Below are 15,288 nucleotides of genomic sequence, written 5' to 3' on the forward strand. Positions count from 1 at the left end.
GTATGGAGAAAATGATGAGAATAGTTCCTAATCATGCAGTGCTCGGCGCTCAGGTGCAGGAGATAGACCTTGCCAGACCGCTGAACAAGGAAACGTTCGAGGCCCTGATGATGGCGCTCGGTCAACATGGTGTGCTCGAGTTTCCTGATCAGGATCTCACCACGGTCGGACTCAAACAGTTCAGCGCGAATTTCGGGGAGCTCTGGGTGAGCCCCGGAGGTCGTGCCCAGGATCCGGAACATCCTGAAGTCATGTTTCTGAGCAATATGAAGGAAGACGGCAAACCACTGGGCTTGGCCGATGCCGGTCAGTCTTGGCACACTGACATGTCCTATGCGCGCATGATTGCCTTGGCCAATGTGCTCTATGGAATCGAAGTTCCACATGATGCATCTGGTACACCCTTGGGTGACACGCAGTTTCTGAACATGCACAAGGTGTATGAGGATCTGCCCGAGTCCATTAAAAAACAGTTGGAAGGCAAGACGATCACCCATGACTTCAACAAGTTCTGGGAGATGATGCGCCAGCGACCAGGCAGCACCAGACCGCCACTCGGAGAAAAGGAGAAGGCCGCCAGACCGCCGGTACAACACCCGGCATTTCTCACCCATCCGATCACTGGCAAGAAAGTTCTTTACGCCAACCCGGGTTATGCCATGTTCGTGAATGACATGCCCCGGGAGCAGAGCGATGAGCTGTTGCAATACTTGTTCGAGTTTCAGACTCAACCAGAGTATCTGTACTCTCATCAGTGGAAGAAACGCTCGGTTCTGATGTGGGACAACATTGGGACGACCCACAATGCAGTGGCAGATTACACCCCTGAGCAACACCGTTTCATGAAGCGTTGCCAGGTCATGGCAACCCGGTTTTACGGTGCGCAAGGAACAGCTCACCCCATCATGTTCAAGTCAACAGGAGTGCCAGCATGAAGCTTGTGACATTCCGTGTTTCGCAGTCGTCGCCTCGAGTCGGTGTGGTTCAGAATGACCGGGTTTATGATGTGACCGACTTTGTTGGTGGCCTTGAGCCCATGGTGTCCGGCACCAGGCAGGCGCGCTGGTTCGAACAGATTCCCCAGGCCGGCATGCTCAAGCTGCTGGGCTGTGGGTCTAGTGGGTTGGAAAGTTTGCGTTCGCTTTTGAAGTCAGGCCCCCAGTCGCTCAAACACTACGCTTTACAGGAAGTTGACTTGCAGGCGCCCGTTATGCGGCCAGGCAAAATCATTGGCGTTGGCAAGAACTATGCGGATCACGCGGCAGAAGTCGGGTCGGCGACACTGGCTGCACCAAAGCTGTTTTCCAAGTTTCCAAGCGTCGTTGTGGGGCCCGGTGCCCAGGTGCACGCAAAGCCGATCATCCGAAAGATGGATTACGAAGCGGAACTGGCTGTTGTGATTGGCAGCTTTGCCAGTCAAGTCAAGGCTGAGCAGGCACTAGATGTAATTGCTGGTTACACCATCCTGAATGACGTCAGTGCGCGCGAGTTTCAGCATGACGTCCCGCAGGCCCAGACCTCCTTTGCCAAAAGCATGGACGGGTTCTGTCCGATGGGACCATGGCTGGTGACCGCGGATGAGATTCCAGATCCCCAGGCGCTCGATGTTTCGCTCGAACTTAATGGTACTCAGATGCAGCACGGCAACACGGCACAGATGATCTTTACCGTGCGTACACTGATTGAGTACATCACGCAGTATGTTGAACTCGAGCCTGGTGACGTAATTGCAACAGGTACGCCCGCAGGCGTGGGCTCAGCCAGAAAGCCACCGGTCTGGCTCAAGGCGGGAGATCAGGTCCGGATCTCGGTCTCGGGCATCGGTACACTCGACCACGGTGTCTGCTAAAGATGGCTTCAGTTGTAGAGAAGGCCCTGAATATAGAAGACTTCCGGGTTCTCGCCCGCAAGCGGCTTCCGAAAGGGCTGTACGAGTTTGTTGACCGGGGAACCGAGGATGAGGTGGCACTCCTGGCCAACCGTCAGGCGTATGCGCGCTACAAGTTTGTGCCTCGCACGTTGGTAGATGTTTCTGCAAGAACCAGTGCGATCGAGCTGTTTGGGCGGAAGATGGCAATGCCTGTCGCCATCGCACCGACAGGTGCGGCTGGACTCATGTGGCACGACGGAGAGGTCGCTCTGGCCAAAGCCGCAGCGCAAAAGGGTGTGCCTTTCACAGTTGCAACCGGCTCGCTTGCATCGCTCGAACGTGTGGTCGAGGAATCAGGGGGCAACTGCTGGTTCCAGCTCTACATGTGGCCAGAAAAGGCACTGTCCCTCGAGTTGGTTCAGCGGGCACAGTCTGCTGGCTGTCGGGCGCTCCTAGTCACAGTGGACACAGCTGTCGGCTCGAACCGGGAATACAACCTTCGCAATGGTTTCAGTATTCCATTCAAGTTCAGTCGTCGCAACATCACTGATGTCATGTGTCACCCGCGCTGGCTTGTCAATGTCCTGGGTCGTTACATGATGTCGACCGGTATGCCAAAGTACGAGAATTACCCAGCGCAACTGCGTTCGACGGTGACGGCTAAACCAATTGGCAGAGCCATGGCCAAGGCAGACAACATGACCTGGTCTGATTTCAAAGAAATTCGCAAGATGTGGACAGGTCCTTTGCTGGCAAAAGGGGTTCTGCATCCACAGGATGCAAGCGAGGCGATTAACGCCGGTGCAGACGGAATCGTTGTGTCTAACCACGGGGGGCGCATGCTTGATCATTCGATCCCGCCGCTTCTGGCCTTGCCGGCGATTGTGGATGCGGTGAACGGACGCTGTCCCATTATTGTGGATAGTGGTGTTTCCCGCGGCAGCGATGTGGTCAAAGCCTTGGCGCTCGGTGCTACAGCCGTGATGGTTGGCAGAGCGACTCTATACGGTGTCGCGGTGGGCGGGCAGTCTGGCGCCCACCGCGTCCTGTCGCTGTTGCAAGAGGAAATCGTCCGGACGCAGGGATTAATCGGTTGCCCGGATATCAGCAGGGTGAGTCCGAAATATTTGTATGACACATTTGCCAGTCAGATGCTTTGACGGTCTGATCATGCGCGTGCGATTTTTGCACTAAGTCAAGCAGCACTTTGATCAATTATTTTGATACGATATTCTGAATAATAGAACAATGTGAATTTAATCTTGCTAGACAATTACTAAACGGGGATAGAAAGGAGACATTGATGATGAAATGTAAATTCGCAATCGCTACCGCAGTTCTTTCACTAGGCTTTTTGCCGGTTGTGTCGCAGGCACAATCCTATCCGGATCGTCCAATCACGGTCATTGTGCCGTTTACACCGGGTGCCTCGACAGATAATCTCACCAGGGCCGCAGCCAAGGGACTTCAGGACATTCTAGGGCAGCCTGTGATTGTGAGAAATCAGCCTGGTGCCGGGACGTCCATTGCCACTAACGCTGCACTGCGCGCCGATGCGGATGGCTACACAATTCTCATGCAGTCCAGTGGATTCATGACATCGCTATATGGCATGAAGAATCCTGGCTACAAGATGAGTGATTTCAACGCGATTGGCGCGCTTGGCTATACGCCCTTCATCATGCTTGCCCAGAACGAGGACTATGCGAAGTCCCTTGAAACATTTGTTGACTACCTCAAGTCAAACACAGGCAAGCTCAACGTTGCAACGCTCGGTGAAGGAGGAGTTCATGTTCTGCTTAGCAATGCATTTCAGAAAGAGGCCGGTTTCAAGTGGACCAATATCCCTTACAAGGGAGGCGCGCCAGCCATGAATGCATTGCTGGCAGGAGACGTGGTGTCCTATTCGGCAACGGTTTCCTTTGCGACCAGCCAGAAGGGGCAAGACCGTATCACGCCACTGGCGGTGACTAGCAAGACTCGCAGTGAGTTTTTTCCAGACATCCCGACTTTTGCAGAGAAGGGCTATCCCGGTGTCTATGCGCTTGCAGATTACGGATTGATCGTGAGGTCCGACACGCCAGACGATATCCAGAAGAAGCTACGCGACGCCATGGCTAAAGTCATGAATTCCAAAGAGATGAAGGAGGTGCTGCGCAATCTCGGCATGGAGCCATTTGATGGGGATGCGACAGCGTACGAGAAGCAGATCAATGAGTTCGCAGAGTTCTATGCGCGCGAAGCCAAGGCACTCAACATGCCAGTGAACTGAAAATGAGATTGTGCCGGTCAGGTCTCTGATCTGATTCCAGCCGATCAGTTCATGCGTAAGCGGCGTGCTGGCTTGAGTCCAGTACGCCGCTTTACTGTCTGTTGGGCATGTTTGAGACGCTCTGCGCAATCCCGCTGTTGCGGGCACCTCGGGGTTGGATGCAGAGTTGATTCTTTGCGGGCATTGATTCATCCGCAGTTGAGAATCGGTGCGGATTTGGATCCCTGAATCCTCTTGCCGAAGTAAGGAGCTATGAGCATGGACGAGTTGCGTTGCCTTAAAACCTTTCTGGAGGTGGCTCGCCGCAATAGCTTTGCAGGGGCGGCAGGCCATTTTGGGGTGTCCCGCGCATCCGTCACCAAACAGATTGCCTGGCTGGAGAAATCGTTCAACACCAAGCTCATTAATCGCACGACCAAGCAGATGGGCTTGACACGGGCCGGAGAGAAGGTTCTCGAGAACGCTGCTGCATTACTCGAACAGTACGAAGGACTGCGGGAATCGGTCACCAACTTGTCAGGGGAAGTCAGTGGAGAGATCAGAATTGGCGTTCCACCTTCATTTGGGACGCGCAGAATGCTGCCTGTCGTGAGCGAGTTTCTGCAGAAGTACCCCGAAGTGTCGGTTTCTCTGACTCTGCTGACCGTTCGCAAGGAGGAAACATTCGTTGAGCAGGGGCTCGATGTCGGGATCATCATTGTTCCGGTTTTGAGAGACTCGAGTCATGTGGCCATCCCTCTTGCACAAGCTCCGCAGGCGCTTGTCGCGTCACCAGGCTACCTTGCCAGACACGGGCCGATTCAGCACCCCCAGGATCTTTCTGAGTGTAATTGTCTGATCAATTTGAATAAATCTCCTACCGGGATCTGGACCCTGAATGGGTCGCAAGGGGCAGTTTCTGTCCGGGTCATGGGTAACCTCAAATCTGACTTCGGCGATTCGCTTAAAGATGCAGCCATTGCCGGGCTTGGCGTGTCGATGCATCCGTACTACATGGTCGCCGAGGAGCTGGAGAAGGGATTGTTAAAAGTTGTACTGCCTGACTACTTACCGACCAGTCTGGATATCTACGCCATCTACTCATCGCGCAAGAACATCCAGCTACGCCTGCGCCTGTTTCTCGACTTCCTGCGCGACTGGGCCGCGCACCCGAAGGCTTGGGAGCAACCATTCGCGGGATCCCGGTGAACGCCCGGTAAATCTGGAATAAAGGGTTTACCCGAATTGCGAGACGAGGTATTTCGTCTCAACATGGTTACTTTGTTCCGATATTCAGAACGAAGTAGCAAAATATGTATTGTTCATCTTTTTTCGCATTTGTTCAATCACACACATCAGGACCTCACTGTTTATGTCTTCACATGCACCTGCTCCGCTAACAGGCGTCGTAATTCTGGATCTCACGCAGATTTACAACGGACCGTATGCAACCTTTTTAATGGCTCGCGCCGGTGCAACCGTTATCAAAGTCGAACCCCCTGGTGGCGAGCATTTGAGAAAGCGGCATCGCTCAAGTGGTGTTTGCGAACCGTTCGGGGTTCTGAACTCGAACAAGCTCAGTGTATGTCTGGACCTGAAGGACCCTGACGGCGTGCAGACACTCTTGAAGATGGTGTCGCAGGCTGATGTGATCGTGAACAATTTTGCGCCAGGCGCGATGGACAGACTTGGACTAAGCAACGAGGTCATCAGGCAAGCTAATCCGGACATCATCATTGCTTGCAGCACCGGTTACGGCACCAGCGGTCGCTACCGCAACTATCCAGCCATGGATCTGACGCTTCAGGCAATGTCTGGCTTTATGTCGATTACGGGATCGCCCGAAACACCACCATTGAAAGCGGGTCCAGCTGTGTGTGATTTTCTCGCGGGAATCCATTTGTATGGGGCCATCATGACCGCTCTCTACGAACGCGCTGCGACCGGACGCGCGAGCGAAGTCGAGGTGTCGATGCTGGATTCCGCATTCCCGACCATGCTTTCTAGTCTGGGTATGCACAAGCTTGGTGATACAAGCTGCAAGAGAACCGGAAACCGGCATGGCGGACTGACCATGGCGCCTTACAACGTTTATCCGGCAGCGGACGGCAATGTTGCCATTCTGGCCGTTAGCGAAGCCCATTGGAGTTCGTTGACCGATGTGCTCGGCAAACCGCAATGGAAGGACGATCCGAAGTTTTGCAATAAGGAAATGCGTGTCAAAAACATGGATCTGCTGGATGAGAGCATCGGTGAGTTGACCGCCAGAATCGCCAAACAGGATCTATTCGAAATGCTCGTCAAGGCTCGCATTCCGAGTGCGCCTGTGCGTGAGCTTGACGAGGTCATTCAGGACCAGCATCTGCACGAGACCGGCATGCTCTCCTGGGTTGAACATCCTGAATATGGACATGTTCTGGCGCATGGCAGTCCGCTCAAGTTTGAAGGACACGACATGCCGCAGTACCAACCGAGCAAGCGACTCGGTGCAGACACAGAGCATGTGCTTAAGGAGATGTTGGGGCTCGATTCAGATGACGTAGAACGGGTCATGTCGGTGACCCGTGGAGCCTGATCGTTCGTCGCTCCAGCACGCCTGAGTGACACGCAGTAATAACCTGGCAGCACTGAACACTTTTAACGATGTTTCGTATCTATTTACAAGGGGACAACTGAATGCTGAACCATGACGCAGGTCTATCTGAGGACCTGATCCAGATTCGTGAAACCACTCGGCGCTTTATGGAGAAGGAGGTTCTGCCAGTCGAAGCCAAGGTGGAACACGACGCCCACGAATTGCCGCCCGAGTTGCTCAAACCGCTGCAGTCACGCGCCAAAGAAATAGGCTTGTGGGCGGTCCGCTCACCTGTTGAATACGGTGGGGCTGGTCTGAATCTGCTCGAGTCAACGGTGATCGCAGAGGAAACCGCAAAATGCAGAATGGGTGCATACATCCCGGCGTGTGGTGCAACGGGTTCCAATCCGCCAGCACCCATTCTCCTGGGCACCAAAGAGCAGATCGAGAAGTTTGCAGTGCCTGCGATTCGTGATGGCAGCAAGGCTTACATGGCCATCAGCGAAGCGTCGGGTGGGGCGGATCCCGCCCGGTCGATCCGGACACGTGCGGTCCTGAAAGGTGACCGGTACATCGTCAATGGCACAAAAATGTGGATCACTGGCGCTGCCAAGGCTTCCTGGGGCCTGCTTTTTGCCAGAACGGGTGAACAGGGCCAGCGTGGTGGCATCACCTGTTTCATCGTCGATGGCCGACCCAAAGGTATGAGCGTACGAGAGATCGGCGTGATTCGTTCGTATTCCCCGTATGAGCTGCATTTTGAGGATGTCGAGATTCCGGTTGAGCACCGCCTTGGTGAAGAAGGGCAGGGGTTTGCATTGGCAGAGCGCTGGCTGGTCGAGGGCAGGGTGCCGTACGCTGCCGGTACGATCGGCATTGCGCAGGCAGCCCTGAAAATTGCCATCGACTGGGCTCGCGAAAGGGAGGTCTTCAAGTCGAAACTGTCGGAGAAACAGGCAATTCAGTGGATGGTCGTTGATAGTGAGATGGAATTGCGTCAGGCTCGTCTGCTGGTCTATGAGGCAGCCAGACGTTGTGATGCGGGGCTGTCTTTCAAGACAGAAGCGTCGATTGCCAAAGTTGTCGCGACCGAAACCGCCGGCAGAGTGATTGATCGTTGTATCCAGATTCTGGGGGGAATGGGTGTCTCGAAAGAAATGCCGCTCGAGCGCTGGTACAGGGAGATGCGAATCAAGCGGATCGGCGAAGGTCCCTCTGAAGTGCATCGCATGGTGCTCGCACGCGAGCTTTTCAGTGGCAACAACGTCTGAGAGGCAGAAATATGTCGATTGACCTCCAATTAGACCAGGAAGGGATTGCTCTTGTGACGATCAATCGTCCTGAGAGAAGAAATGCATTTGATGCTGAGCACTATCGCCTGATTTCTGAAGCATGGCAGACCGTGCGCGACGACCCTGCAATCAGGGTCGCCGTCATCACCGGTGCAGGTGATAAAGCATTCAGTGCCGGGGCTGACCTCAAGACCTATGTCGGTCGCGAGTCCAGTATGTCTGAACACTGGCTGACCCAGAAAGATCAGCTTCTGAACCGTGGGCTGGAAGTATGGAAGCCCATTATTGCAGCTGTGAATGGTTATTGCATCGGTGGTGGTATGACGTTGCTTCTGGCCACTGACATTCGTGTGGCATCGGAGCACGCGACTTTCGGCCTGTCAGAGGTCAAGCGAGGAATCGTCGCGGCCAATGGTGGTACACAACGGGTTGTCGCACAACTTCCATATCCCATTGCGATGGAGTTGTTGCTCACGGGCGATGCGATTGATGCCGAGACAGCACTACGCTGGGGCCTGATCAACAAGATTGTTCCGCACGATCGTCTGCTGGATGAGGCCATGCAATACGCCAGACGCGTGGCAGCCAACGCGCCGCTGGCATTGCAGGCCACCAAGGAGCTGGCAGTCAAAGCGCCAGAGTTGGGGTTGTCGGCCGGCCTCAGGATGGAGCAATACGTCAATCGCATGTTGCGCATGACAGAAGACGCAAAAGAGGGCGCCAGGGCGTTTCAGGAAAAGCGTGCTCCCGTGTTCAAGGCAAACTGATGGGTGCTCAGATGATGCGAGGCAAATATGTGATCGCGGGAATCGGCAACACAGCGTTTGGCAAACTGGGGCTCGACACCGTCACCTTGAATGTGATGGCGTGCAAGGCGGCGCTTGAAGACGCTGGCGTTGACAAGGTTGATGTCGACGCCTTGCTACTCAAAACTCCAACCTCGGCGAAAGAAATTCTTTATGGCCAGAAGGTCGCCCAGGCCATGGGAATGCAACCCCGCTGGGGCGGAGCCTGGGATCAAGGCGGCGCGGCCAATCTGACACTGATCAATATAGCGATGATGGCGATCGAAACCGGGCAGTGCGAGATTGCTCTGGTGTCATACGCTGACAACCCGAGAAGTGGTAACCGGCAGGTCTACGGTCGCCCAAGGGGTAACGATGCAGCCTACGGATGGTTCTCGACCGCTGCTGGCTACGGGATGATTCATCGGGCGCACGTGGCACAGTACCAGACTGATCCGAGAGCATTCGGCGAGTTTGCGATTGCGGTGCGAAAGCATGGTGCACAGAACCCCAATGCACAGTTGCAGAAGGCGATCTCGATGGATGATTATCTGGCCTCTGCCTGGGTTGTTGATCCTTTGCGTCGTGATGATTGCTGCCTGGTGTCGGATGGCGCAGCGGCGGTGGTGGTCATGAGTGCAGAGAAGGCCCGGCAGTTGCAGGTTCGCGAGCCAGTTCCGATTCTGGGTATTGGCGGCGCACAGGAGTCATATGACGTTCATCTAAGGCCATGCCTGACAACGACGCAGGCTGCACGCAGCGCAAAGCTGGCGTTCGAGATGGCAGGAGTCAAGCCAGCAGACATCAGTGTCGCCCAGATTTACGACTGTTTCACAATCACCGGGTTGATGACGCTTGAGGATTATGGATTCTGCGACAAAGGTGGCGTCTACGAGTTCGTGCGCGATGGACAGATTCAGCACGGTGGACGCTTGCCCGTCAATACCAGCGGTGGCTTGTTGTCTGAAACCGGAACGCCGGGCCTTCCACTCGTACTCGAAGCGGTACGTCAGGTGCGTGGGAGCGCCAATCTCCAGGTGCCGGATGTGCGTTACAGCCTTGTCAGTAATCAGGGTGGAACCATGCATACCCATGCAACGATGATCCTCGGAGCTTGAAGCAGATGACAACAGAAATTGCAGTTGATGTGGATTCCATCAACAAGCCCTACTGGGATGGATTGAAGCAAGGGCAATTATTCTATCAGGCATGTCAGTGCGGACATCACTGGCTGCCACCGAGTCGGCACTGTCCGGCTTGCTTGAACGAGAATGTCACATGGCAGCAGGCCAGTGGCGAGGCGACAGTTGTCAGCTGGGTCGTCTACCACGTGGCGTACAACCCCGAGTTCAAGGACAGGCTCCCCTACAACGTGGCCATCGTACGCCTGCGAGAGGGGCCTCAGTTGATTACCAATATCGAGGGTGACACACAACGTCTGGCCGTGGGTGAGACCGTCAGGCTGAAGGTTGACCTTGGCCTTGAACAACCGCTAGCAAGATTCAGTATCTGACAAGCCTGAATGCGCCGGTCCGGTGCCAAAAACAACAATTGATCAATGGAGACGTAAGATGTTTGCAAACAGTATGAGAGGGAAGGCCAGAGTCGTCAGTCTGATTCTGGCCTCAATGGCAGTCATGGGGCTGTCGGCTTCAGTGTCTGCACAGGGCAGCTTTCCGGACAGGACTATTCGCATGGTCGTGCCGTATCCACCCGGAGGCAGTACTGACAATCTGGCACGTGTCTTCACGCAGGAACTAGCAAAGGCGACGAGCATGCCGGTCATTGTGGATAACAAGCCAGGCGGGGGAACCACTGTTGGTGCGCTTAATGTGAAGAACGCCCCGGCTGATGGGTATTCACTCTTGTTTCAGGTGGACGGGTTATTCAATGGAAAGCTCTCGTCGCCTACGATTCCATACGAAATCGAAGACTTCGAGATCATTGCCCCTCTGTCACAGACACCTTATGCACTGCTCACCCCCGCCGGCCTGAACATCCGTAGCCTGGATGATCTGAAGGCTCACGCACAGAAAAACAATGGTGAGCTGACGATCGGTACGCTGGGCATTGGCGTGAGCTCATACAGCATAATGGGCAATGCACTGGCCGCTGCGCTGGACGTCAAGCCAGTTTTTATTCCTTACAAAGGTGGCGCCCAGGGGGTCAATGCATTGATGGCAGGTGAGGTCGATGTCTACTTCGCAACGGTCGGACTGACACGCACGCTGGAAGGCAACGACCGAGTCAACATTCTTGCGACGACAGGTAACCCCGGCAATAACAAGTTCCTTGAGGGTGTGCCATCATTTGTCGATCTCGGTGTTGAAGATCTTCAGTTTCTGAGTCTCTATGGCGTGGCAGTTCGCTCGGATACGCCCAAGCCGATTAAAGATAAACTGCGTCAGACGCTTAATGAAGTCACCGTGTCTGACGCCATGAAGAAGTCCCGCGAACAGGTCTCACTTGAAGATTATCCGGGAACCCTGGATGACTACAAGAAAGACGCGGAAAAGAACATCCAGATGTACAAGGATGCGTACGCAAAGGAAAAGACTGCAAACTGAAGCCGTGCTTCACGGTTTCGATGTTTGCAAGAGTGCTGGCGGCCGCCATTTCGGCTGTGTGTGGCAGCTCACCTATAATCCAATGGTCTGCTACACAGCTCGCCTTGTCATTGAACGGGTTCCATGATGAGTCCATGGCAAGGATATCTAACTTATGCCCCAACTTCCCCCGTGAATGAGCCTACAACGAAAGTGGCTCCCCCGAAAAAAGCGCCTAGTCTGGACTCGACGGTTGTCAAAGGGTTCGAGTTGGTCGAATTCCTTGCTGATCAGGACGAGCCCATTGGTGTGTCGTCGATTGCCACGCACTTTGGCTGGCAAAAGAGTAATGTTCATCGCCTGCTGTCAACGCTCAAGGCGCTTGGTTACGTCCGCCAGGACACTTCGACCAGTCGCTACGAGATTAGTCTCAAGACATGGGAGCTTGGGGTGAAAGTGCTTGGCAGGAACGTCATCAAACGGTGCGCGCAGCCCTCGATGCATGCGTTAAACAGACAGTTTTCGGAAAATGTGAACCTGTCCATCCTGGTTGGGAAGGAAGTCCTGTATCTGGATAATGTCCTTTCTCCCTATCCGCTTCGGACGACCGCATCGCCAGGAAGCCGGGTGCCTGCAGTCTTTCCTGCATCAGGCAAGGCCATTCTGGCTTTCAGGGAGGACGCGCGCGCTGTTTGCCAGGAAATCATCAGTTCCCATCCTCAGGCCCGTGATCTGGATGTGGAGAAACTTCTGACCGAACTTGAAAAGATTCGCCAGACTGGATACGCCATCAGTCTTAGTGGTTGGCGTTTGAATGTGAATTCAATTGCGGCTCCGATCCTGAATCGTTCAGGCAAGTCCGTGGCGGCAATTGGTATCAGCGGCCCCTCAGAGCGAATGACAGAAGACGTGATTGAAGGGATGACGTCAGCGTTGCTACATGCAGCGAATCAGGTCTCGGAGATCTATGCAGGGCCAGGTTCGGCAGACTTCTAGTGTCGCGCGACGACGTCTCCCGAGTTCTGCCATTTAGTACGTGTTTTCGAGTTTCAACAGCTCGGTCAGCTTTTTGATCACGGCGGATTCCGATTGCATCCTCAGGGGGTGGACGAACCCGGTGCGGTCGTCACGAATCCGGACATCATGCACTTTCCACAACTCATCTCGAATTCGCCTGATCGACACACTGGTTTTGATTTCCAGATACTTCGCCATCATCAAGGCCATGAAGCAGGTGACGATGTGCGAACGAATCGCGTCCTGCGTACGATGATAAATGGGCCGTGCCTGCAAATCTGACTTGCTGATCCGGAATGCCTGTTCGACATGCCAGAGGTCGTGATAATGGCGCACCACGTCCTCATCAGACAAATCCTGTGGTGAGATATTGGTCACGTAACCCTTGATGCCAAGCAGCGTCTGCGCCTTTTCGTTGAGTTCATCGTTGAACTCGAACTGGCCCTTGCTGTTGGACTTCTTGATGAATCGAGCCCTTCTGCCTGGCTCGTCGCGATCGAGCAGTGCTCGCGCACGGCTGACCTGTTTTTCGAGCTCTCGCTTGTCTTTCTTGTAGCGTGCGTCCGAGAACTGGCACACGATACTGACGTCAACTTGAACTTTGCTATTCCTGAGTGTGTGAGAGAACCGGCGCACAGCTTTGTCAATGCGTGGCATTTTTGCGTCGATCTGATCAATGAATGCCTTGCTGTGGTTGGCCAGTCGAGCCCCTACGATGTATCGATAGCCTTGTTGCTGTAACTGGTGCATGTTCTCCGTCGAAAGCATGGCAGCATCGGCCACGATGACGGGTTTGCAAGCCGATCCGACACGTTGCTCAAAGCGCCTGAGAATGTCCAGCATCGTGTGACCTTCGAAGGTATTGCCCTCGAAGACTTCGTGCATGACGGGAAAGCCTGACGTGGTGGTGATCAGACCGATGACGATCTGAGGTTGCTGGGGTTTGTTGTCTTTGGAGAAACCGGGTCGTTGAAAGTCATATTCCTTGAACGACTCGAAGTACAGCGTCGTGACATCATAGAGAACCAGGTTCAACGGCTCCTTGAGCTCATTCTGCACCAGGGCAATGGCGGCTGACTCGATATGCGGTTGCTGCTCAACGAGTCGAGGCAACAAGCGGTAGACGGTGCGCTCCGCATAGCGCACGTCAAAGTGTTCCTGTAGTCGTTGTAGAGTGCGCAGCTTGGAAGCTGGCTCAATGATCCGCATGAGGGCCAGATCGAGGTATAGCTCGTGCAGTTCGCTCAAACCGCAACGTTTGGCACAGGCCAGCAATGCCGAACGGGCAAACTGATGGGTGACGCCGATGACACTGGCGTGACGCATGTCAACCGCTGGGGGTGGTGCCAGCTCCTCGGCAAAGAGACTGGGCTGCACGCAATGTGCCTCTGCGTAGCGATGGGCCTCGGCCAGCAGGGTTTGGAGGGTGCTGTCATCGTGCGCACTGCCCATGTGTTTGACGACCTCACAGCGCGATGCCTTGTATCGCACCACCTGAACGGCGGTCGCGCCTGATTTGGTCCGGGTCTTTCTGACGGTGAGATCTCCTCGCATGAGCGAAAAGATAGCATTTAGTACGTGTTTACGTCTTCTGGGAAATTGCAAGGAATTGAAAAATAACAACTATTTTTCAATTCTCAATTTTTCTTAATAAAGTTGGCAGAAGTCAGGAAGGGATGACGTCAGCGTTGCTACATGCAGCGAATCAGGTCTCGGAGATCTATGCAGGGCCAGGTTCGGCAGACTTCTAGTGTCGCGCGACGACGTCTCCTTAATGACTACATTCGGTAGAACTCACAAGTTCATATGCAGAGGCTCTTAGTTTGTGAGTTCCACCGGATGCGTATTTCGATGGAGTCAGGACTGGCTTAAGGAGCCGTCACTCCGGCACTTTTTACAAGTTCAACCCAGAACTTCTCGTTGCGAACGAGATAGTTCTTGAAGTCTTCCTGAGAGGCTGATACGGAAACCTCAGTGCCAGAAGCCGCCAGCCCGTCAATCACTTTCTGGTCCTGCATGGCTTTCTGGGTCGCATCAAAAATCTTCTGGACCACGGCATCCGGCGTGCCGAGTGGCACGAAAAAGCCATACCAGAAGTCCAGATCGAACGCAGGCAAACCAACCGAACTTGCGCTTGGCAGGTCGGGGAAGAGTCTGGATCCATTCTCTTTGGTGACGAGCAGGGCCTTGAGGTTGCCAGCGTTGGCCTGTGGCATCACCGATGGCGGTGTTCCGATCGTTACCTGCGTGTCACCTGCCACGACAGACTGGATTGCCGGTGCACCTCCCTTGAAGGGAACGTGTTGCATCTTGATGTTGGCTACGTCCTGAAACAGTGCTCCACCAAGATGGGGAGCTGAACCCATACCAGAACTGGCAAAGTTCAGTGCGCCCGGATCCTTCTTGGCCAGCGCAACCAGTTCCTCGACTGACTTGACACCCAGGTCCGGGTTGACTGCGAGTACAAGGGGTGAGGAAGTGATCTTGGTGATCGGCAGCAGGTCGGACCCTTTGTATCGCAGCTTCGGATTGATTGCCGGATTGACGGAAATGGCACTCGGACTGGCGATCAGGATGGTGTAACCATCTGGATCTGCTTTGGTCACATAGTCAGCTGCAATGCTCGATCCGGCACCTGGCTTGTTTTCAATAACGATCGGCTGACCAAGTTCCCTGCCCAGGGCCTCACTGACGGTGCGCGCGGTGGTGTCAGCGGCACCACCTGGGGAGAATCCGACGATCAGCTTGACTGGCCGGTTCGGATAGTCGCTCTGTGCCAGTGCGCTCTGGCCAAGTCCGGCTACCAGCATCGCTGCAACCAGATGCCGGGTCAGTTTTCTGGGAATGCATTTCATGGGTCTGTCTCCATTTGTTTATTTACTTATTTATTTATATTCAGCCGAGCAGGAGTGTCTGCCGATTTCGTGCCTGACTGCGACTGCTGACACGATG

General features: G+C 54.4%; 14 protein-coding genes. 12 read left to right on the forward strand and 2 right to left on the reverse strand.

Features of this window, described 5'->3' with window-relative positions; genetic code table 11:
* Positions 1–2: 2 nt before the first annotated feature.
* From DBV39_RS02630 to DBV39_RS02685, 12 genes are all read left to right on the forward strand, one after another.
* Positions 3–935 carry a TauD/TfdA dioxygenase family protein gene (locus DBV39_RS02630; protein WP_227870778.1) on the forward strand — a complete coding sequence of 311 codons (933 nt, stop codon included), beginning with the start codon at positions 3–5 and terminating at the stop codon, positions 933–935.
* A complete protein-coding gene (locus DBV39_RS02635) occupies positions 932–1,849 on the forward strand; it encodes a fumarylacetoacetate hydrolase family protein (RefSeq protein ID WP_108620234.1) in 918 nt (305 codons plus the stop codon). Before DBV39_RS02630 ends, DBV39_RS02635 begins: the two co-directional genes overlap by 4 nt.
* 2 nt (positions 1,850–1,851) lie before the next feature.
* Positions 1,852–3,030 carry an alpha-hydroxy acid oxidase gene (locus DBV39_RS02640; RefSeq protein ID WP_108620235.1) on the forward strand — a complete coding sequence of 393 codons (1,179 nt, stop codon included), beginning with the start codon at positions 1,852–1,854 and terminating at the stop codon, positions 3,028–3,030.
* Positions 3,031–3,173: 143 nt separating this feature from the next.
* Positions 3,174–4,142, forward strand: a complete 969-nt coding sequence (locus tag DBV39_RS02645) for a Bug family tripartite tricarboxylate transporter substrate binding protein (protein WP_108620236.1) — start codon at positions 3,174–3,176, stop codon at positions 4,140–4,142.
* 258 nt (positions 4,143–4,400) lie between these two features.
* Positions 4,401–5,330, forward strand: a complete 930-nt coding sequence (locus DBV39_RS02650; RefSeq protein ID WP_159078755.1) for a LysR family transcriptional regulator — start codon at positions 4,401–4,403, stop codon at positions 5,328–5,330.
* A gap of 163 nt (positions 5,331–5,493) precedes the next feature.
* Positions 5,494–6,696, forward strand: a complete 1,203-nt coding sequence (locus tag DBV39_RS02655; protein WP_108620238.1) for a CaiB/BaiF CoA transferase family protein — start codon at positions 5,494–5,496, stop codon at positions 6,694–6,696.
* Between the two features lie 101 nt (positions 6,697–6,797).
* On the forward strand, positions 6,798–7,967 hold the full coding sequence (locus DBV39_RS02660; protein ID WP_108620239.1) for an acyl-CoA dehydrogenase family protein: 1,170 nt from the start codon (positions 6,798–6,800) through the stop codon (positions 7,965–7,967).
* 11 nt (positions 7,968–7,978) lie between these two features.
* Positions 7,979–8,755: an enoyl-CoA hydratase/isomerase family protein gene (locus DBV39_RS02665; protein WP_108620240.1), complete on the forward strand. Its 777-nt coding sequence runs from the start codon at positions 7,979–7,981 to the stop codon at positions 8,753–8,755.
* Entirely contained in the window at positions 8,755–9,891 is a 1,137-nt protein-coding gene (locus tag DBV39_RS02670; RefSeq protein WP_227870779.1) for a thiolase family protein, read from the forward strand. The genes DBV39_RS02665 and DBV39_RS02670 overlap by 1 nt, the downstream gene beginning before the upstream one ends.
* A gap of 5 nt (positions 9,892–9,896) precedes the next feature.
* Entirely contained in the window at positions 9,897–10,286 is a 390-nt protein-coding gene (locus DBV39_RS02675) for a Zn-ribbon domain-containing OB-fold protein (protein ID WP_108620241.1), read from the forward strand.
* A 58-nt stretch (positions 10,287–10,344) separates the two neighbouring features.
* Positions 10,345–11,340 (forward strand): Bug family tripartite tricarboxylate transporter substrate binding protein, encoded by a 996-nt coding sequence (locus DBV39_RS02680; RefSeq protein WP_108620242.1) that lies wholly within the window; start codon positions 10,345–10,347, stop codon positions 11,338–11,340.
* Between the two features lie 192 nt (positions 11,341–11,532).
* Positions 11,533–12,315, forward strand: coding sequence for an IclR family transcriptional regulator (locus DBV39_RS02685; RefSeq protein ID WP_159078756.1), 783 nt, complete (start codon positions 11,533–11,535; stop codon positions 12,313–12,315).
* A 33-nt stretch (positions 12,316–12,348) separates the two neighbouring features.
* Here DBV39_RS02685 and DBV39_RS02690 read toward each other — a convergent pair whose 3' ends face one another.
* Positions 12,349–13,890: an IS1634 family transposase gene (locus DBV39_RS02690; RefSeq protein WP_227870591.1), complete on the reverse strand. Its 1,542-nt coding sequence runs from the start codon at positions 13,888–13,890 to the stop codon at positions 12,349–12,351.
* Positions 13,891–14,204: 314 nt separating this feature from the next.
* Complete coding sequence (locus tag DBV39_RS02695) at positions 14,205–15,191, reverse strand: Bug family tripartite tricarboxylate transporter substrate binding protein (RefSeq protein ID WP_108620244.1); 987 nt, start codon at positions 15,189–15,191, stop codon at positions 14,205–14,207.
* Between the last annotated feature and the right edge of the window lie 97 nt (positions 15,192–15,288).

The sequence above is a fragment of the Orrella marina genome, from assembly GCF_003058465.1.
In the GTDB taxonomy this organism is placed as follows: Bacteria; Pseudomonadota; Gammaproteobacteria; order Burkholderiales; family Burkholderiaceae_B; genus Algicoccus; species Algicoccus marinus.